Annotated in this window: 18 protein-coding genes; 14 read left to right on the forward strand and 4 right to left on the reverse strand. The window is 35.3% G+C overall.

The features are described 5' to 3' along the window. The first annotated feature begins 128 nt into the window (after positions 1-128). From ACKX2A_RS14245 to ACKX2A_RS14265, 5 genes are all read left to right on the forward strand, one after another. Positions 129-539, forward strand: coding sequence for a DUF1573 domain-containing protein (locus tag ACKX2A_RS14245; protein WP_415325414.1), 411 nt, complete (start codon positions 129-131; stop codon positions 537-539). Positions 540-861: 322 nt separating this feature from the next. Beyond that, entirely contained in the window at positions 862-1,743 is an 882-nt protein-coding gene (locus tag ACKX2A_RS14250) for an SDR family oxidoreductase (protein ID WP_415325415.1), read from the forward strand. 187 nt (positions 1,744-1,930) lie between these two features. Then, a complete protein-coding gene (locus tag ACKX2A_RS14255; RefSeq protein WP_415325416.1) occupies positions 1,931-4,129 on the forward strand; it encodes a M1 family metallopeptidase in 2,199 nt (732 codons plus the stop codon). Positions 4,130-4,293: 164 nt separating this feature from the next. Beyond that, positions 4,294-5,127 carry an endonuclease/exonuclease/phosphatase family protein gene (locus tag ACKX2A_RS14260; protein WP_415325417.1) on the forward strand — a complete coding sequence of 278 codons (834 nt, stop codon included), beginning with the start codon at positions 4,294-4,296 and terminating at the stop codon, positions 5,125-5,127. Between the two features lie 159 nt (positions 5,128-5,286). Continuing rightward, positions 5,287-7,149 carry a M1 family metallopeptidase gene (locus ACKX2A_RS14265; protein ID WP_415325418.1) on the forward strand — a complete coding sequence of 621 codons (1,863 nt, stop codon included), beginning with the start codon at positions 5,287-5,289 and terminating at the stop codon, positions 7,147-7,149. A 92-nt stretch (positions 7,150-7,241) separates the two neighbouring features. Here ACKX2A_RS14265 and ACKX2A_RS14270 read toward each other — a convergent pair whose 3' ends face one another. The 3 genes from ACKX2A_RS14270 to ACKX2A_RS14280 form a co-directional block, all read right to left on the reverse strand. Continuing rightward, on the reverse strand, positions 7,242-7,883 hold the full coding sequence (locus ACKX2A_RS14270; protein WP_415325419.1) for a response regulator: 642 nt from the start codon (positions 7,881-7,883) through the stop codon (positions 7,242-7,244). Next, the gene (locus tag ACKX2A_RS14275) at positions 7,880-8,665 is read right to left on the reverse strand and encodes a sensor histidine kinase (RefSeq protein ID WP_415325420.1); all 786 of its coding nucleotides are present in this window, start codon (positions 8,663-8,665) and stop codon (positions 7,880-7,882) included. Before ACKX2A_RS14275 ends, ACKX2A_RS14270 begins: the two co-directional genes overlap by 4 nt. Before the next feature lie 656 nt (positions 8,666-9,321). Next, the gene (locus tag ACKX2A_RS14280) at positions 9,322-9,867 is read right to left on the reverse strand and encodes a hypothetical protein (protein WP_415325421.1); all 546 of its coding nucleotides are present in this window, start codon (positions 9,865-9,867) and stop codon (positions 9,322-9,324) included. A gap of 190 nt (positions 9,868-10,057) precedes the next feature. Here ACKX2A_RS14280 and ACKX2A_RS14285 point away from each other — a divergent pair, with 190 nt between their 5' ends. Beyond that, complete coding sequence (locus tag ACKX2A_RS14285) at positions 10,058-10,762, forward strand: FKBP-type peptidyl-prolyl cis-trans isomerase (RefSeq protein ID WP_415325422.1); 705 nt, start codon at positions 10,058-10,060, stop codon at positions 10,760-10,762. 132 nt (positions 10,763-10,894) lie between these two features. Here the strand turns inward: ACKX2A_RS14285 and clpB are convergent, their stop codons facing one another. Continuing rightward, positions 10,895-13,489, reverse strand: a complete 2,595-nt coding sequence (gene clpB, locus ACKX2A_RS14290; RefSeq protein ID WP_415325423.1) for an ATP-dependent chaperone ClpB — start codon at positions 13,487-13,489, stop codon at positions 10,895-10,897. Between the two features lie 498 nt (positions 13,490-13,987). Between clpB and ACKX2A_RS14295 the strand changes: the two genes are divergently transcribed. From ACKX2A_RS14295 to paaD, 8 genes are all read left to right on the forward strand, one after another. Continuing rightward, the gene (locus tag ACKX2A_RS14295; protein ID WP_415325424.1) at positions 13,988-14,569 is read left to right on the forward strand and encodes a TetR/AcrR family transcriptional regulator; all 582 of its coding nucleotides are present in this window, start codon (positions 13,988-13,990) and stop codon (positions 14,567-14,569) included. A 257-nt stretch (positions 14,570-14,826) separates the two neighbouring features. Further along, the gene (locus ACKX2A_RS14300) at positions 14,827-16,143 is read left to right on the forward strand and encodes a phenylacetate--CoA ligase family protein (protein ID WP_415325425.1); all 1,317 of its coding nucleotides are present in this window, start codon (positions 14,827-14,829) and stop codon (positions 16,141-16,143) included. Continuing rightward, positions 16,144-17,229: a 2Fe-2S iron-sulfur cluster-binding protein gene (locus tag ACKX2A_RS14305; RefSeq protein ID WP_415325426.1), complete on the forward strand. Its 1,086-nt coding sequence runs from the start codon at positions 16,144-16,146 to the stop codon at positions 17,227-17,229. 98 nt (positions 17,230-17,327) lie between these two features. Further along, positions 17,328-18,266, forward strand: a complete 939-nt coding sequence (gene paaA / locus ACKX2A_RS14310) for a 1,2-phenylacetyl-CoA epoxidase subunit PaaA (protein ID WP_415325427.1) — start codon at positions 17,328-17,330, stop codon at positions 18,264-18,266. 176 nt (positions 18,267-18,442) lie between these two features. Beyond that, the gene (gene paaB, locus ACKX2A_RS14315; RefSeq protein WP_039364405.1) at positions 18,443-18,724 is read left to right on the forward strand and encodes a 1,2-phenylacetyl-CoA epoxidase subunit PaaB; all 282 of its coding nucleotides are present in this window, start codon (positions 18,443-18,445) and stop codon (positions 18,722-18,724) included. A 69-nt stretch (positions 18,725-18,793) separates the two neighbouring features. After that, on the forward strand, positions 18,794-19,543 hold the full coding sequence (gene paaC, locus ACKX2A_RS14320; protein ID WP_415325428.1) for a 1,2-phenylacetyl-CoA epoxidase subunit PaaC: 750 nt from the start codon (positions 18,794-18,796) through the stop codon (positions 19,541-19,543). 10 nt (positions 19,544-19,553) lie between these two features. Further along, positions 19,554-20,099 carry a hypothetical protein gene (locus ACKX2A_RS14325; RefSeq protein WP_415325429.1) on the forward strand — a complete coding sequence of 182 codons (546 nt, stop codon included), beginning with the start codon at positions 19,554-19,556 and terminating at the stop codon, positions 20,097-20,099. Positions 20,100-20,195: 96 nt separating this feature from the next. Further along, positions 20,196-20,693 carry a 1,2-phenylacetyl-CoA epoxidase subunit PaaD gene (paaD, locus tag ACKX2A_RS14330; RefSeq protein ID WP_415325430.1) on the forward strand — a complete coding sequence of 166 codons (498 nt, stop codon included), beginning with the start codon at positions 20,196-20,198 and terminating at the stop codon, positions 20,691-20,693. Positions 20,694-20,806: the final 113 nt, after the last annotated feature.

Raw genomic sequence — 20,806 nt, forward strand, 5'->3', positions numbered from 1 at the left:
TTTATCTTTGATCATTAACAACTTGTTAACAAATGTTTGAGATCGATTAACATGTCGTATTCATTTTCATCCTACATTTGTCATATCAAAAATAATAATCGGTGTAACCACTAATAAAATTTTATATCATGAAAAATTTAAAAATTACTGCTCTTTTAGCTGTTTTGGCATTCTCTCCATTTTACGCAAACGTACTTCCAACGGATAACTCTCCGATTGTAAGAATCTTTGGAGACGTTACTTGGAAATCAGAATCTATCGACGTTGGAAACATTCCTCAAGGAAAACCAAAAGTAATAAGATTCGAATTTACAAACACATCGAAAAAACCAATCATCATCGAGAACGTAGCTCCATCTTGTGGTTGTACAACGGCAGATTACACAAAAACTCCAATCCTTCCTGGGAAAAAAGGTTTCGTAGAAGCTAGCTACAACGCAGCAGCGGCAGGAGCATTTATGAAAACAGTAAACGTTACAACTAGTGACAGCAAAACTCCAAAAACTCTTTCTTTCAAAGGAACTGTTGTTGCTTCTTAATTTGGATTAATTTAATCTTGTTCAATATAAAAACAGCCCGATAATTTTTTTATCGGGTTGTTTTTGTTTTTATTTGAAGCTATTTCCAGCTATCCGCTATATCTTTTTTGTTACGGCTTCGCTTCGCTCCGCCGCAACAAAAAAGGATGCCGCTTCTATCTGGGCTAGGAACTTGCGACCGTACAAAAATAAGCTTCAAGGTTTCAAAAACCTTGAAAATTTGAATCCGCAAAAACAAAACAACTATTTACAGCATCATTTCTTAATTCATTTTGCAGCATTACGTCTCAATATTTATTATTTTTAAGAAAAAATAAAACGTATGAATCTATATACACAACCCATGTTGCGTGAAGATGCACTGAAAGATAAAGTAGCCATCGTTACAGGTGGTGGAAGCGGTCTCGGAAAAGCCATGACTAAATATTTCCTTCAATTGGGCGCAAAAGTGGTAATTACTTCAAGAAATTTGGAAAAATTACAAGGAACTGCCAAAGAATTGGAAGAACAAACAGGCGGAAAAGTTCTTTGTGTTGCATGTGATGTAAGAAATTGGGATGAGGTGGAAGCCATGAAAGAAGCAACTTTAAAAGAATTTGGAAAAATAGATATTCTACTAAATAATGCAGCCGGAAATTTCATTTCTCCCACAGAAAGACTAACACATTCTGCGTTCGATTCTATTTTAGATATTGTGCTAAAAGGAACAAAAAACTGTACCCTTTCTATTGGAAAACATTGGATCGATTCAAAAACATCAGGAACAGTTTTAAATATTGTAACAACTTACGCTTGGACAGGTTCAGCTTACGTCGTTCCATCTGCTTGTGCAAAAGCAGGAGTTTTGGCCATGACAAGATCTCTTGCGGTAGAGTGGGCAAAATATGGAATCCGTTTCAATGCAATTGCTCCGGGACCTTTCCCAACAAAAGGAGCTTGGGACAGATTACTCCCGGGAGATTTGCAGGAAAAGTTTGATATGAGAAAAAAAGTTCCTTTGAGAAGGGTGGGAGAGCATCAGGAATTGGCAAATCTTGCTGCCTATTTGGTTTCCGATTATTCTGCTTATATGAACGGTGAAGTCGTAACAATCGACGGTGGCGAATGGCTTCAGGGTGCAGGTGAATTCAATATGCTGGAAGATATTCCTCAGGAAATGTGGGATGCTTTGGAGGCAATGATTAAAGCTAAGAAATCGAATTGATTCTATATTTAATTATTAAAAATAATTTAAAAGATTTAGAATTTATTAAATGTAAAAAATTTCAAAAATATTTCCTTTAAGTAGAAAAATATAAACATATTTTAAAAATATAAAATTAATACATAAGACTTTTCTGTTCAGGGGAAGTCTTATTTTTGTTTACTTTGTTAAATTAAAAAATAGTAATATGAATTTCAAACTTCCAACTCTGGTTTCTGCTTTGGCAGTGGTGTTTTTTTCACCATCTGCATTGGCTCAGGAAACTCCAAAATACGATTATGTAGAGGCTTTTAAACCATTTTTCTATACACAGACAGGTACGCCGACAAGATCTGCAAGCGGACAGCCGGGACATGCCTACTGGCAAAACTCTGCGAGTTATAATTTAGATGTAAGTCTGAATGAAGCCAAAAATGAGCTGACAGGAACAGCAGAAATCACCTATACGAATAACAGTACGGATAAATTAGGATTTTTATGGTTGCAGTTGGATCAGAATTTATTTGCAAAAGATTCAAGAGGAAATGCTGTGGTTCCAATGTCCGGAAGTAGAAACGGAGCACACGGAGAAGAATTTGAAGGAGGTTACAAAATAAAATCAGTAAAATATGATGGTAAAGATGTAAAGTATACAATCTCTGACACCAGAATGCAGATCGATCTTCCTTCAGAATTAAAAGCTCAGGGAGGTGTGGCAAAAATTAAAATTGAATATTCATTCCTTTCTCCAAAATACGGTTCCGACAGAATGGGAATTCAGGATACGAAAAATGGGAAAATCTTTACGATGGCTCAATGGTATCCGAGAATGTGCGTTTATGATGATGTAATGGGATGGAACACATTGCCTTACGTTGGTGCTTCCGAATTTTATTTAGAATATGGAGATATCACCGCAAATATTACCGTTCCGGCGAATCATTATGTTGTGGCTTCCGGTGAATTATTAAATGCTAAAGAAGTTTATTCTAAAGAAGAAAACAACCGTTGGGAACAGGCAAAAAATAGTGATAAAACAGTCATGATTCACTCCGAATCTGAGATCGGGAAAAATTCACAATCAGGAACAAAAACATGGAAATTTAAAATTAATCAGGCGAGAGATTTTGCATGGGCTTCTTCTCCGGCGTTTATTTTAGATGCAGCAAGAATTAATCTTCCGAGTGGTAAAAAATCTTTGGCAATTTCGGCTTATCCAGCGGAAAGTGCAGGTGAGAAAGCATGGGGAAGATCTACAGAATATACAAAAGCAGCGATCGAACATTATTCAGGAAAGTGGTATGAATACACCTATCCTGCAGCAACCAACGTTGCCGGAAATGAAGGCGGAATGGAATATCCGGGAATCGTTTTCTGTCATATGGATTCCAAAGGAAGCGAACTTTGGGGCGTTACCGATCATGAATTCGGACACAACTGGTTTCCGATGATTGTGGGCTCCAATGAAAGATTATTTGCCTGGATGGATGAAGGTTTCAATACATTTATCAACGAGCTTTCAACGGAGGCTTTCAACAAAGGAGAATATTTTGAAAAGAAATATCCTGCCCAAATGGGAGGTTATTTGATGAGCGATAATTTCGAACCGATCATGGTTGGACCCGATAATATGAAAGAAAGCAGTATTGGAGTTTTGGCTTATTTCAAACCGGGAATGGGATTGCAGGTTTTAAGAGAATCTATCCTTGGTCCTGAAAAATTTGATAAAGCATTTAGAACGTATATCAACCGTTGGGCTTTTAAGCATCCGACTCCGTGGGATTTTTTCCACACCATGGAAAATGTTTCGGGTGAAGAGCTGAACTGGTTCTGGAGAGGCTGGTTTATCAACAAATGGAAAATCGATCAATCTGTGAAAAATGTAAGATATGTAAACGGAGACTTCAAAAACGGAGCGCAGATTACAGTTGAAAATATTGGTCAATTGCCGATGCCTACAACAGTTCAGGTGAAATTTAAAGATGGAACAGAAAAGGTTGTAAAGTTACCGATCGAAGTTTGGAAAAGAAACACAGAATGGACATTCAAATTAGATTCCACGAAAGAAATCGAACAGGTAAAACTGGATCCGAATTCTCAGATTCCGGATGCTAATCTTCAAAACAATACGTGGTCTTCTGCTGACGCAAAACCTGTGGAAAAGATCAATGCTAAAGATTTCGCAGGAACTTATGGAAGCAAAAATGTTCCTATAAAAATTACATTTTCTGCAAAAGACAATCAATTGTACGGACAGGCAACCGGGCAGCCAGAATTTCCTTTGGAATATACAGGGAATAATACGTTTACCTTTGAACAGGCGCAGATTTCAATGACTTTCAGTCAGGATAAAAAAACCATTACTTTCAATCAAGGAGGAAGAGAATTTAAATTTAATAAAGAATAAATTTAAATCTTGATGGTTCGAATCTCACAATACAATCAAAACTTCGGAAAATGCTCCGAAGTTTTTTGTTTTTAAATTTAATTTAATATTAAAACTTTCAATTATGAACGCTGTATTAGCGAGAAACCTTACTTTTGTTGCTTTGTTAATTAAAATATATGATTATGAGTTTCAGATTTTCAATCGTATTTCTGTTGGCTTTTGCGTTTGCTTTTTCGCAAGATCTTAAAGTAATGAGTTTCAACATCAGATTGAATGTGGATTCTGACAAAGAGAATTCATGGACGAACAGAAAACAGGATGTAGCAGATTTGTTAACGTATTATCATCCCGATTATTTCGGTGTTCACGAAGCGCTTCCGGAGCAGATGAAAGATATTAAAACAGGTTTAAAGAATTACGATTATGTTGGTGTAGGAAGAGATGATGTAAAAGAAAAAGGCGAATTTTCAGCCATATTTTATGATACAAACAGACTTCAGGTTCTAAATTCTGGAACATTTTGGCTTTCTGAAACTCCTGAAAAGCCATCAAAAGGTTGGGACGCCGCTTTGAACAGAATTTGTACATACGCAGTTTTCAAGGATAAAAAATCAAAGAAAGAATTTATGGCGCTGAATCTTCACTTTGATCACATCGGAAATGTGGCGAGAGTAAAATCTTCCGAATTAATTTTAAAGAAAATTAAAGAAATAAATCCTAAAAATCTACCTGTAACGGTAAGTGGTGATTTTAATTTAACCGAAGATTCTGAACCGATTAAAATTATGTCACAAAACTTACAGGATTCTTTCTATCATTCAGAAACGAAACATTATGGACCAAAAGGAACGTTCACAGGTTTCAACGTCAATGAAGTTCCAAAAGATAGAATTGATTATATTTTCGTAAAAGGATTTAAGATTAAATCGCACAGACACATCAACGACAGAAGAGAAAATCTGTTGTATCCGTCGGATCATTTTCCTGTTTTGGTAGATTTAACATTTTTAAAATAATTTGATCAAAGATTTTTAGAAAATAAAAGTTATCCACAAGGTTTGTGATTGCGTTCTTCATATTTTTGTGGAACAAAAAAATATAAAGACGGTAATAATTTTATTGCCGTTTTTTGTTACTTTTATGTTAAATAAAATACTTATTATAAAAAGATTTTAATGAAAAGATTGGTTTTGGGTTTATTGCTTTTAGTTTCATGGCAATTTTCCGCACAGGAACTGTATATGCCGAGAAATATTAAAAAAGCATACGAAAACGGAACGCGTGATTTGTCGGGCGCTCCGGGAAAAAATTATTGGCAGAACAAAGGGGTTTATAATGTTGAGGTGAAGGTAGATGCGAGTTCGAAGATTGTTTCCGGAAAAGAAACGATTGTTTACACCAACAACAGCCCAAATGATCTGAACGAACTGGCGATAAGATTCGTCAATAATTTACACAAACCTCAGGCTCCAAGATCGGGAGTAGTTTCCAAAGATTTTCTTTCTTCAGGTTTACATATTAAATCATTTATTGTAAATGGTGAAAAATATAACGTTGACAGCGAAGGTTGGGGAACGGTTGAAAAAGTAAAATTAAATTCTGCTTTAAAATCTAAAGCGAAGGCAGAAATAAAAATAGAATGGGAATATCCATTATCTGTACAAAGTGGAAGAGAAGGGCAGATTGATCCTGAAACGTTCTACGTAGCATATTCTTTCCCGAGAGTTTCTGTTTACGACGATTACAATGGTTGGGATATGCTTCCGCATTCCGACAGACAGGAGTTTTATAATGATTTTAATGATTATAACTTTGCGATTTCAGCTCCGAAAAACTATGTAGTTTGGGCAACGGGAGATTTCTTGAATCCTGAAAATGTTCTTCAATCAGAATATTTAAAAAGATACAGATCTTCTTTAAAAAGTGACAAAGTAATTCACGTTGCGACAGAGCATGAGATGAAGTCCGGAAAAGTTACAAAACCAAATAAATGGAACATCTGGAAATTTAAGGTCAATAATATAACAGATTTCTGTTTTGCCATGAGCAATCATTATGCCTGGGATGCAGCTAGTGTTCAGCTGAAAACGAAAAGAGCAAGTGTGCAAGCCGGATATAAGCCTGATGCAAAAGATTTCGAACATTATGTTGAATGGATGCAGTACAACCTGGATTGGTTTTCGAAAAACTGGCCGGGAGTAGAATATCCTTACAATGCAATGACTGCGATTCAGGGGTTTGCAGATATGGAATATCCAATGATGATCAACGATACAAGTATTCCGGATGACTTTCAGGATGCGAGATTAACAGCAGATCATGAGATTGCACACACCTATTTCCCTTTTTACATGGGAATCAACGAAACGCGTTATGCTTTCATGGATGAAGGTTGGGCGACGACTTTGGAATATTTAATCGGAATTGATGAAAACGGTGAAGCAAAAGCCAAAGAATTTTACAAAAATTTCAGGGTAAAAAGATGGATCAATGATCCGTCATCTGAGCAAGATCAGCCGATTATCACGATGAGTACACAAGTAAGTGGAGCAGGATACGGCAACAATTCTTACGTGAAAGCTTCTTTGTCTTATTTGGCTTTGAAAGATTATTTAGGTGATGATTTGTTCAAAAAAGCGCTTCATCATTATATGGATAACTGGAACGGAAAACATCCTATTCCGTGGGATTATTTTTATTCGATGAACACCGGTTCGGGGAAAAACCTAAACTGGTTCTTTAATAATTGGTTCTACACCAACAATTATATTGATCTAAAAGTAACCAACGCAACTCAAATGAACGATCTTTTGAGTGTAAATGTAGACAACGTCGGAGGTTTTGCAATTCCTTTCGATACGGAAATTAATTACGAAGACGGAACGGTTGAGAAGCTTCATTTTTCACCTTCAGTCTGGGAAAAAGATCAGAAACAAACACTGATAACTGTTCCGATCAAGAAAAAAGTAAAATCGGTGAATCTTGATGGTGGCATTTTTATGGATTACACACCGAAAGATAATTCAAGAAATTTATAATTCACATCAATTTAATAAAAATAGAAAACAGTCCTTTCAAATTTGAGAGGACTGTTTAATTTTAAGTAAATATGAGTGAATGTGTTTTTAAATTAAGACTCAGCAAAACCGTTTTTAATAGCAAAAACTGCAAGACCAACGCGTGTTTTTAAATCTAATTTATCACAAAGCTGGTCCCTGTAGCTTTCCACAGTTCTTGGGCTGCAGCACATCTTGTCTGCGATTTCTTTGTAGCTGAGTTCGGTTACAGTGTATTTCAAAAACTCTTTTTCGCGGTCGGAAATTCTTATGCTGTTGGTGGCTTCTTCATTATTCATATTCGAAAAAATGATTTTTGAGGCCCATTCAGGGTAGAAAAATCCGTCGTTGTTAAGTTTTGTTAAAGCATTTTCAAGCTCTTTCGGATGCGTATTTTTTAATAAATAGCCTTTTGCTCCATTCTTGATCATCTTGATGACGCTTTTGTCGTCGCCCTGCATGCTGAGAGCCATTACTTTGATGTTCGGGTGGTTTTCCTTCAGCCAAAGTACAGTTTCAAAACCATCCATGATCGGCATACTGATGTCCAGAAGAATGATGTCCGGAATTTTGCTGTTATTTTCGAATTTCTGAATGAGATCTTTACCGTTTTCTGCAACGTAGATGACTTCAAATTCTTTGAAATTATCAATAATTCCTTCAAGTGCTTTTGCGATAAGTACGTGATCATCTACGATCACTATCGTTTTTTTCATGGCTGTCTTTTTAAAATAATATTGAGCGTAGTTCCCAAATTTTCCTGACTTTCAAGGCTAAAGTTTGCCCCGATGATTTCGGCTCTGTTTTTCATGTTGGTGAGACCGATTCCGTTTGATTTGATGTTCGACTGATCAAAACCTACACCATCGTCTTTAATATTCAGCTCCCAAAGAGATTCTTCAGAAGTGTTCAGTTTAATGAAAATATTCTTACATTTTGCATGTTTTATGCTGTTCTGAATAAATTCCTGAGTAATTCTGAGTAAAACATTTTTGTGTACAAATCCCAAATCGAGCTGTTTAAAATTGTGTTCAAAGTTCACCTTACACTTTTTAAAGCTGTTGGTATTGTCTACTTCTTCCTGTATTAAAGTTACGATTTCCTTTTGATTTATATTATCGTCCGTTAAAGTTTTTGAGAGGCTCCTCAAATCCTGCAGCGACTGATTGATGATTTGTGATACCTGCTCGATTCTTTCGCTTACCTCAGGAACTTTATTTTCATATAAAAGCTGTTGGGTGTAAAGGCTTACTAGGGTCAATTTTTGCCCGATATTATCATGAAGTTCGCGCCCGATCTGCTGCATGGTGGCCTGCTGGATTTCCAATTGGGTGGCGAGAAGTTCCTTTTGATGAATTTCGTTTTTTATTTCAATTTCATTTAAATATTCCTTTTTACGCTGCTTGTATTTTCGGATGTAAACCATAATAGCAGCGACAAACAATACAAAGAATATGTTGAAAAGAATTAATGTAACTAAGAGCTCTGTCTTCCCCATATGAATGAAATTGAGAATAGTAAATACATGATAATTCCAGAGATCAAAAAGTAAGAAAAATAAATATGGTATATCTCTCTATAAACTTTTATGTAAGCAAAAAATGTCCAAAAAGGTAACGTTCCTATATAAAATAACGTAACTCCTAAATTAATATAAAACATCGGATTTTTGTTGAAATTCAAAATGTTAGATGAATTAACCTGTTTATAATATTCCATTATTACTAATCCCATAAGGATTAGGCAACCAAATGTATAGCTGAATGACATGATAATCTTCTTTGTAGAAAAAATTTCACCAAATATCAGGGATAATATATATAACGCTGATATGATGTAGAACAATTTGGGCTTTGCAAAAGATTTCGCTGCATAAATCCAATAAAAAAAGATAAATTCAATTGGAATTACAAAATAATTGAAAAAATTAGGTTTATTATATTCAAAAAAATTCTCGCCCCACTTTCCAATGACTTCACAAAGAAACATTAATATTAAATAATATGAGAAATATTTCCAATATTGATTTTTTATTTTAGAATAATATAATACTGAAATGAAGGCAGCAAGACCTTCTACCCATATTAAAGATTCTTGTAAGATTGTTTCTAGCTCAGTCATCGTCGTGTTTTATATTATTGTGACAAATTTTTATTAAAATGTTTCAACTTTAGGGTCATTAGGTGGATTTAGGGAACCGTGATTCTGGCAAATAATATCTCCCTGCAACGCTGCATTTCTTGCAGAAGCCATTGCCAGCATTTCTCCTTCTCCACTTGTACTGAGAGGGTTGAAATCATACGGCAGCATATTTCCTTCACCATCATCAGCTTTCATTGTAGGAACCAAAACCAATGTATGTCTTTCTGCGCATTCTGTCCCGATCGGTGTTCCGTTCATAATATCCCATTCATCTGCTTTTGGATAGGCAGCGTAATAAAATCTGATTCCTAAATCCTGATCTGTAACATGAGGTGCATTTTTTTGAGTTTCAGCTTCAATATCAGAAATAAATTTTTTCAACGTAGCCAAATCAAAATGGATAGAATGTGCATCATCAATTCCTGAATGATTTTTGAAAGAAGCTAATTGATTTTTTCTGTAGTTGTCTACCAGAGTTTGAATAAACTCGCAGGTCATGGTGTTTGGCACTGAGGCGAACTCAAGTGTTTCAACTTCTAAGTTAGGTTTTGTTTCCATAAAGCTAGTTTTTATAGTAAAATGTTAGTTGGTAATGCAAATTTCGAAAAAAATTATGTTAATACGACACGGATTTTTCCTGTTTATTTATGGGGTTTTTACGGATTGTAAATTTTAATTAAAATTATAAAGATTTTGGATAGATTTGCAACGATTATTTAATCACTAATTATAAACAATAAATTATCAAATGAAAAGACAGACTATCGCATTATTTTGCATAGCAATATTTAGTATTTCATGTGCTAAAAAGGATGAGACTAAAGGGGATAGCAAATACACGGATGACCAAAAAGCTTCTTATTATATAGGTTTAAGTATTGCTCAAAACATGAAACAAGAAGGCTTCAAAGTAGATGCAGATCTTTTAGCTCAGGCCATTAAAGAAGAAATGGATGGAGGAAAAAAGTTGATGCCGGCTGAAGAAATGGATGCCTTTATGCAGGAATTTATGCAGAAGCAACATGAAAAAAAGCAAGCTGCAGCAGGGTTACAAGCAGGTGAAAATAAGAAAAAAGGTCTGGAATTTCTTACAAAAAATAAAAGTAATCCTAAAGTAAAAAGCACAGCTTCGGGTTTACAGTATGAAGTGTTGCAGGAAGGTGATGGTAAAACAAAGCCTAAAGCTACAGACGTTGTACAGGTAAAATATACCGGAAAGCTTCTGGATGGAACTGTTTTCGACTCTACCGACAAAAATGGAGGCGCACCAATGGATATTAATCTGGGCGCGGTAATCAAAGGATGGACGGAAGGTATTCAACTCATGAGCAAAGGATCTAAATACAGATTTTACATTCCTTCGGATCTGGCTTATGGAGATAATGGTGCCGGACCAGCAATACCTGCAGGCGCTACCATCATTTTTGATGTAGAATTAGTGAATGTAAAATAGAATATTGTTGATTGTAGGGCCGGCAACAATGGAAATCGCTTATTTTACAACTGATATGTTATAAAATAGAATTTCCGCAGATTTTTTGGTCTGCGGAAATTCTTCAAAAATAATATATATGAAAAAAACTACTTATTGTTCAGTAGGTCTGAAAACCAAACCTGTTTCCTCGAAATAATCCAAAGTGATTCTGTCACCGTCATTCACAGTTCCTGCAAGGATCTCTCTGGATAATTTATTCAGAACTTCCTGCTGGATCACTCTTTTCAATGGTCTGGCTCCGAAAACAGGATCGTACCCTTTATTCATCAGGTAATCTACAGCATCCTGAGTGGCAGTCATGATGATATTTCGTTTTGCCAACATATCATTGAAGCCTCTCAACTGATAGGTAACAATTTTTCCAATTTCTTTTTTTCTCAAAGGCTGGAACAATACCACCTCATCGATTCTGTTTAAGAATTCCGGACGCAAGGTTTGTTTCAATAAATCAAAAACCTCATCTTTTGTTTTATCAACAATTTCATCCTGATTCTCATCAGTAATATTTTCAAAATTCTCCTGAATCAGGTGCGAACCTAAATTCGAAGTCATAATGATAATTGAGTTTTTGAAATTCACGACTCTACCTTTATTATCTGTCAAACGACCGTCGTCCAAAACCTGCAACAAGGTGTTGAAAACATCAGGATGCGCTTTTTCAATTTCATCCAAAAGCACCACAGAATAAGGTCTTCTTCTTACCGCTTCGGTCAACTGACCACCTTCATCATAACCCACATATCCCGGAGGCGCACCCACCAATCTCGAAACACTATGACGTTCCTGATATTCACTCATATCTATTCTCGTCATATTATTTTCATCATCGAATAAAAACTCGGCTAATGCTTTTGCCAGCTCTGTTTTTCCAACTCCGGTAGTTCCTAAAAACAGGAACGAACCGATTGGTTTTTTATCGTCACTTAACCCCGCTCTGTTTCTTCGGATGGCATCTGCAACAGCTGTGATCGCTTCATCTTGACCAACAACTCTGTGATGAAGTTCGGTTTCAAGACTTAATAATTTTTCTCTTTCAGATTGAAGGAGTTTGGTTACAGGAATTCCTGTCCATTTTGCAATCACTTCAGAGATATTTTCAGAAGTTACTTCTTCTTTAATCAATTCATTCTGATGATTTTGCATCTCTATTTCCAGTTTGGAAAGCTCTTCTTCTTTTTCACGAAGTTTTCCATATTGGATTTCCGCTACTTTTGCATAATCTCCTGCTCTTGAAGCTCTTTCTGCCTCAAGTTTCAGAGACTCTATATCTTTTTTAATCTGAGTTAAATCCTCGGATTTTTGTTTTTCTTTCAACCATTTAGCATTGATTTCATTTCTCTGCTCAGAAATTTTTGCAATGTCTTCTTTTAAATGATCTATTTTCGTCTGATTTCCCTCTCTTGAAATCGCAGCCAATTCAATCTCCATCTGCATTAGTTTTCTATCTAAAACATCCAGCTCTTCAGGTTTTGAATTGATTTCCATTCTCAATTTCGCAGAAGCTTCATCAATCAAATCGATCGCTTTGTCCGGTAAAAATCTGTCCGAAATATATCGTTGAGACATTTCCACCGCCGCAATAATCGCCTCATCTTTGATTCTTACTTTGTGGTGCGCTTCATATTTATCTTTAATTCCACGAAGGATAGAAATTGCCGATTCCGTATCCGGTTCTTCCACCATCACTTTCTGGAAACGTCTTTCCAACGCTTTATCTTTTTCAAAATATTTTTGATATTCATTTAAAGTCGTTGCACCGATGGCTCTTAATTCACCTCTTGCTAAAGCTGGTTTCAAAATATTCGCTGCATCCATCGCGCCTTCACCGCCTCCGGCTCCCACCAAAGTATGAATCTCGTCAATGAAAAGAATGATTTGTCCGTCTGATTTGATTACCTCATTCACAACAGATTTTAAACGCTCTTCAAACTCACCTTTGTATTTTGCTCCGGCAATTAAAGCTCCCATATCCAATGAATACAGCGTTTTATCCATCAAATTTTCAGGAACGTCTCCGCTGATAATTCTGTGGGCAATTCCTTCAGCGATCGCAGTTTTACCAACTCCAGGCTCACCAATCAGAATCGGATTGTTCTTTGTTCTTCTTGAAAGAATTTGCAAAACTCTTCGGATTTCTTCATCACGTCCGATTACAGGATCGAGTTTTCCTTCTGCAGCTAATTCGTTGAAGTTTTTAGCATATTTATTTAAAGACTGATAAGTTTCTTCTGAACTTGCAGAAGTTGCTTTCGAGCCTTTTCTTAATTCTTTAATTCCGCCTTCCAAAAGGCTTTTTGTAACGCCCATATCTTTCAGCATTTTCGAAACTTCTGAATTTGTTTCCAAAAGAGAAAGCCATAGATGTTCGATCGTTACGTATTCGTCACCCATTTTTTTAGCGATGTTGGGTGCATCAAGCAAAACTTTATTTGCCGATTGTGAAAGATAAATATTTCCTCCCTGTACTTTAGGAAGCTTTTGTAAATTTTCACGGTTGCGCTCTCTTACCAAAGCAGCATCTGCTTCAGATTTTTTTAATAAGAAAGGCGATATATTTTCATCTACCTGAAAAATTCCTTCCAAGAGATGTTGAGGTTCTATTTGCTGGTTACCAAATTCCATCGCCACTTGTTGAGCAGCCTGGATGGCTTCCTGTGATTTTACTGTATATTGGTTTAAATTCATATTGTTGATATTTTTGATTCTTTATTATTTAGCTTTTGGTTTTAGATTTTAGACATCAGATTTCAGACCATAAGAGTCTAATAAATGTTAATTTTTAAAATCAGATTTCTAATTTCTGATGTCCTCAATCTTATTTATCATTTAATTCTGATCGATATATCACAAAAACTGTTCAATTATTGAATTTTTAAAAATAATGGACATATTTTCCGAATTATTAATTTTTAGATAGTTTTTGAAAGACAAAATTTCCGATTCATGTAAATTCGAATAAATTTATCGGAAGAACAGTCCGATTGAGATTATTTCAAAAACACAGAATTATCTTAAGGGTACTGTCATTCTGAATGGTGAAGAATTTCTAATAATAAAGTTGAGATTCTTCCTTCATTAAAATAACAATAAAGAATGTTCTTAAGCATTAGAAGTTTAACGTTTAAAAATCATTACGTGAAAATCAAATATTAAAATCAAAATAATTACTTTTGCGTTTTACAAATGGAGTTAAAAGAAAAACAAAGAAAAATATTAGACGTTGCCGTAGAACTTTTCAAAGAGAAAGGGTATATGGGCAGCTCTGTGAGAGATTTGGCAACGAAACTCAATATTAAGGCAGCTTCCTTATATGCGCACATCCGTTCAAAGGAAGAAATTCTGGAATGGATTTGTTTTGGCATCGCTCAGGAATTTTTCGATGAACTTCAAGAAGTAAAAAACACCCATATTCCACCAAAGGAAAAACTGAATCTTTTTATTGATAAACATTTATCGGTTGTTCTTAAAAACCGTGATGTTACTCATATTTATTCCAACGAATGGAAACATTTGGAAGAAAGATTAGCCGAATTTGTAGAATTAAGGAAAAATTATCAACAGGAAGTGGAAAATTTAATTTCTGAAATTTACAAAGCAGAAAAATGGGAATTAAAATCGCCTGCTTTTACTACAAGATTTATTTTGCATACTTTAAACAATTCCTATTTTTGGTTTAAGAGAAATATCGAATCAGGTTCTGAAGTTACCGATGAAATAAGGGATAAAGTTCTTTTTGGATTGTTGGGAAATCAGAAAAATAGTTAACTCATTTTGTTTAACCAAAGTTATCCGAAGTGTTTGTCATTCCGCAGGAATCTATAGCTACCACGAAAACCTTGCTTAGATTTCATGCTCCAATTGGTTTCGTTCTGAATGATAAATTCAACATAAAAGCTTCCTTAAACTCAATCTAAATTTTAACCTCAACTATTTAGAATTATTCAAAATATGATGAAAGTCATAAAAATTTTGCCATGTTCCAAAATCTTTTTAAATTTACACCTAACAAATGTTAGTTAGTTATGGATTTTGATGTTGAATATCTAAAGCTCGATCAATTGAGACAGCTTCAATCTGAGCGATTGGCGAAATTGGTAGACTATCTTGGGGAGAAGTCGGAATTTTATAAAGGAAAATTTAATGAACTCGGAATATCTCCACAAGATATAAGGTCGATCGAAGATATTACGAAACTTCCGATTACTTACAAACAGGATTTGAGAGACAATTACCCGTTCGGATTATTCACGGTTCCAAAAAATGAACTACAGAGAATTCATTGTTCAAGCGGAACAACAGGAAAACCGACGGTAGTAGGATATACAAAAGAAGACGTTGATTTATTCAGCGAAGTAGTGGCGAGATCTTTGAACGCGGCGGGAGCAAAACCTGGAATGCAGTTACATAATGCTTATGGTTATGGAATTTTCACAGGCGGACTTGGACTTCATTACGGAGCAGAAAAATTAGGAATGAGCGTTCTTCCAATCTCAGGAGGAATGACGGCAAGACAGGTAGATTTAATTATAGATTTTAAACCTGAAGTTCTTTGCTGTTCGCCATCTTATGCTTTAACATTAGCTGATGAATTTGCAAAACGAGGGATTTCCGCGGACGAAATCAGTTTAAAATATGCCGTTTTAGGCTCAGAACCTTGGACGGAATTGATCAGACATCATATCGAAGAAAGATTGGGCGTCCATGCAACCAATATTTATGGTTTAAGTGAAATTATCGGTCCCGGAGTTTCAATGGAAGATTTCGAGGAAAAAGGAGGAGCTTACATTTGGGAAGATCATTTTTATCCTGAAATTTTAGATCCGGTTACAAAAGAACCTGTTCCATTTGGTGAAGAAGGAGTTTTGGTAATTACAACTTTAACCAAAAAAGCAATGCCGCTTTTACGGTATTGGACAAACGACATCACAAGTCTTTACTATGATGAAAGCGGAAAAAGAACAATGGTGAAAATGAAGCCAATTCTTGGAAGAGCCGATGACATGCTGATTGTAAGAGGGGTAAATGTTTATCCAAGTCAGATTGAAGAAGCGTTTTCTCATGTAGAAGGAGTGGTTCCGAACTATTATTTAACACCAATTGAGAAAGAACAAATGTGTGTTGCTTTGGATATAGATGTTGAAATTGATGATGAATTGATAGCTTCGAAAAAATTAAATCAAAATACCGACGATTATGCTATTTTTGTTGGAAACTTTGGAAAAAGCATCGAAAACGAGATTAAAAAGAGGGTAGGAATTACTACAAAAGTGAAAATCCACGCTCAGGATAGTCTTGCAAAATGCGAAGGCGGAAAAATTAACAGAATACTTAAAAAATAAATGAATTCATTTTATAAACTTAAAACTGTAAAAGTTCAGAAAGATACCAACGATGCAGTAAATGTTGCCGTTGAAATTCCTGAGGAGCTGAAAGATAAATTCAGATTCAAGCAGGGACAGTATCTTAATTTCCGAATGATGATCGACGGAAATGAAGAAAGACGTTCTTATTCTATCTGCAATGCACCAAGCGAAAAAAGCAACACGCTGGAAGTATTGGTGAAATTGTTGGAAGGCGGAAAAGTTTCCGGTTATTTCAACGAACATCTTCATATGGATGAAATTCTTGAAGTAATGCCTCCGATGGGTGGTTTTAACACATCTTATCACCCGACAAACGTGAAAACGTACGTTGGTTTGGCAGCAGGAAGCGGAATTTCTCCAGTTTTGTCGAATATCAAAGAAAGTCTTTACCAAGAACCGAATTCAAACGCTTATTTGTTTTACAGCAACAGAAGCATGAATCACGTGATGAAAAAAGCTGAAATCGATAAGTTGGTTGAACAGTTCAATGGAAGGTTGAAAGTGGTTTATTTAGTAAGTCGTGAACAGCATGAAGACCCGATTTTTGAAGGAAGAATTTCTCCTGAAAAACTGGAACTTTTATTTGAAAGATATACCGATATTGATATAAAAGAAGCAACTTATTTTATCTGCGGACCTTCAGAAATGATTAAAGGAATCGCAGATTATTTAAAGAAAGATAAAAAAGTACCTGCCATTCAGGTTTTATTTGAATATTTCACCGCTCCTGACGAAGAAAATACGGAGGAAATGAGCGACGAATTCAAAGCCATTGCCAACATTGAAAGTATGGTAACCGTAATCATTGATGATGATGAATATTCGTTCCACCTGAATTCAAAAAAAGAGAGTATCTTAGATAAAGCATTGAAAGACAATCTTCCTGTGCCTTTCGCTTGTAAAGGAGGAGTTTGTTGTACGTGTAAAGCCGAAGTTTTGGAAGGTGAAGTCTTCATGGAAAAAAACTACGCGCTTACCGAAGAAGAAGTAGCCAGAGGTTACGTTCTTACCTGCCAATGTCACCCGACAACGAATGTGGTGATGCTTAATTATGATGTATAATTAATGTAACAATGTAATAGTTTATCAATGTAACAATTATTGCTAGACTGTTAAATTGATTCATTGTTATATTTTAAAATTTTAAAAAAATTTTAATTATGGATTTAGAAAAATTTGTACAATACGTACACGACGAAAATAAAGTAGAACCAAAAGATGTAATGCCCGATGATTACAGAAAACTATTGGTTCGTCAGATTTCACAGCACGCACATTCTGAAATTGTCGGAATGTTGCCGGAAGCGAACTGGATTTCCAGAGCACCTTCATTGAGAAGAAAAATGGCTCTTTTGGCGAAAGTTCAGGATGAAGCAGGTCACGGTTTATACCTTTATTCTGCAACTGAAACTTTAGGAGACGGAAGCATTAGAGCAGACAGAGATGCTACTTATGAAGATATGTTGGAAGGAAAAGCAAAATATTCAAGTATCTTCAATTATCCGACATTGAGTTGGGCAGATATTGGTGCCATCGGATGGTTGGTTGATGGTGCAGCCATTATGAATCAGGTAATGTTAATGGGAAATTCTTACGGTCCTTACTCAAGAGCGATGGTGAAAATCTGTAAAGAAGAATCTTTCCACCAAAGACAAGGTTACGAGATTTTGATGGCACTTTGCCGTGGTACAAAACAGCAGAAAGAAATGGCTCAGGCTTCGTTAAATCGTTTCTGGTGGCCAGCTTTGATGATGTTTGGTCCAAATGACGACAGCTCCCCAAACTCTAAAATCTCAATGAATTACAGAGTGAAAAGAGAAAGCAACGACAGTCTTCGTCAGAGATTCATTGATGTTACCGTTGCTCAGGCTGAATTTTTAGGATTAACAATTCCGGATAAAGATCTGAAATGGAATGAAGAAAGACAGCATTACGATTTCGGGGAACTTCCTTGGGATGAATTTATGGAAATCTTGAAAGGAAACGGTCCTGTCAACAAAAAGCGGATTGAAACCAAGAGAAAAGCGCAAAGAGAAAATGCTTGGGTAAAAGAAGCTGCGGCAGCTTTTGCGGAAAAGCAAAACGAAAAGGTTAACTAATTATTTAATTTAAACCATTAAGATTTTGTTTAGAAGTTTAGTTTAATTAAGATAAATCATTCTGATTTTAAAGCTAAACTTAATATTCTTAACAACTTAATTGTCCTTAATGGTTCAAAAATTAAAGTTTTAAATAATTCAAAATCTAAAATTTAGATAAAAATTAAAATTTGACTATGGCAAATTTAGATATGTGGGAAGTGTTTATTCAGACTAAACCGGGATTATCTCACAAACACGTTGGAATTGTACAAGCGCCAACAGCAGAAATGGCTTTGCAGAACGCAAGAGACGTTTATACAAGAAGAAAGGAAGGAACTTCAGTTTGGGTAGTTCCAAGCAAATATATCGTGACTTCGGAAGGGGTGGATAAAGAAGCATTCTTTGATCCTGCTGATGATAAATTGTACCGTCACCCGACGTTCTACGACATTCCAAACGATGTAAAAAATATGTAAAACAGCGATTGGCTGTTAGCTTCTTGCAATTTGCCAAAAGCTATGCGCCAAAAGCCAAAAGCTAAAATAATGAACCCATTATATAATTATTTATTAAAACTTGCAGACGACAGTTTCATTATGGGACAGCGTTTGTCTGCGTGGTGCGGTGAAGGTCCTTATTTAGAGGAAGATATTGCATTAACGAATATCGCGTTGGATGAACTTGGACAGGCAAATAACTTTTATGTTTATGCTTCAAGGGTGATTGAAAACGGTAAAAGTGAAGATGACTTGGCATTTTTAAGATACGAACACGAATATGTAAATGCGCACTGGACAGAACTTCCAAACGAAGATTATGCTCAGACGATTTTAAAAGTTTACGTTTTCGCAGTGTATCAGAAACTGATGTACGAAGCGTTATCAAATTCTACTAATGAAGAACTTTCTGCTATTGCTCAGAAATCTTTGAAAGAAGTAAGATATCACTATACTCACGCTGCTTCCTGGATGAAAATTTTCGCTCAGGGAACAGAAGAAAGTAAATCTCGTCTAGAAAAAGCAATCGAAAATATTTGGGAATATACAAAAGGTTTATTCGCAAAAACAGAAGGTGAAGATGATTTGGTAGCTTTAAGTATTGCTCCGAATTCAGATGTTCTTTACGAAGAATTTCTTACGATTACACAGAAAGATTTTGCAGATTTCCAATTAGAATATCCTACAAATCCTTTCATGCAGCCAAAATCAAGAACAGGCTATCATACAGAATATTTCGGATATATTCTTTGTGAATTGCAATATATGCAGAGAGCGTATCCGGGTTGTACTTGGTAAGATTAATTATATGGATTCCAAAGTAAAATATCAAGTTATCAATTCAAGCATTCTCACAAATTATGGGATAATTGTAGAATTAGATAACGTTGAAAACGGTTTTCCGGTTAAAAAAGCGGTTTTAAAATCTCTGTATTCAAATTTATTTTGGGAAGTTGAACAAAGAATTATTGAAAATCTTGAAGAAAAACGTTTTGACAATGAAGAGATAGTTTGTTCACATATTAATTCTAAAAATCCATTAAGTTCCGAAGTACTTAAAAATAGAGAAGAAAAAAACATCAGACTGTATAAAATCTCTCCAATAGGTCATAAGGAACTACCGAAAATTGGTGAATATCTGGTTTTTCATTCAACAACATTCAGAAAAAAAATCAGGATTAGAGAAATTTACAATGATTATTTTCTTCTTGAAGATGAAAACAATTATATAGGCGTAATTCCTAGAAGAAAAGTAGGTAGAAATGAAAAAGCTATAATTGGAGACTATGTAAGGCATTGCGAACATCAGTTTCACGATTTAGTCGATGCGAATGATAACCTTATTTATAGATGATTTACAACTGTTAGATTTATATTTTGTTGGCCTTGTTAAATGAAACGCCTTTGCGAACTTAAAAACAGTTTGTAGTCAAAAAAAACTTAGCGCACTTTGCGTTTAAAAAAAATTTCAGATAAAAGAAGATTGAAAAATCCTTTAGAAATATTAGAATTAGTTCCCGATCCGGAAATTCCGGTAATTAATATAGTGGAATTGGGCATTGTGAGAGAAGCGAAAATTACGAGCGAGAATTCTTGTGAAGTAACGATAACGCCGACTTATTCTGCTTGTCCCGCTATGTTTACCATTGAGGAAGACATCATAAAGATTATGAAAGAAAACGGATGGGATGCGAAAGTAGTCACCAAAATGTTTCCGATTTGGACGACAGATTGGCTGACAGATGAAGCGAGAGAAAAACTTCGTATTTACGGAATTACACCTCCCGAAAAAGGAGCCGACGAACATCACATTGGGAAACCGAAAAAATGTCCGCGTTGTGGTTCTATGAATTCAAAACAGATCAGCAGATTCGGGTCTACTTTGTGTAAGGCTTCGTACCAATGTTTAGACTGTTTGGAGCCTTTTGATTATTTTAAATGTCATTAAAATTAATTTAGCAATGTATCGATGTAACAGTTGATCAATATGTTCAGTATGACATATAATTATTACATTATTAGACCGGTAAATTGTTACATTATGAGTAAATTAGTACATTG

Source organism: Chryseobacterium sp. MMS23-Vi53, from assembly GCF_047651245.1.
Taxonomy (GTDB): domain Bacteria; phylum Bacteroidota; class Bacteroidia; order Flavobacteriales; family Weeksellaceae; genus Chryseobacterium.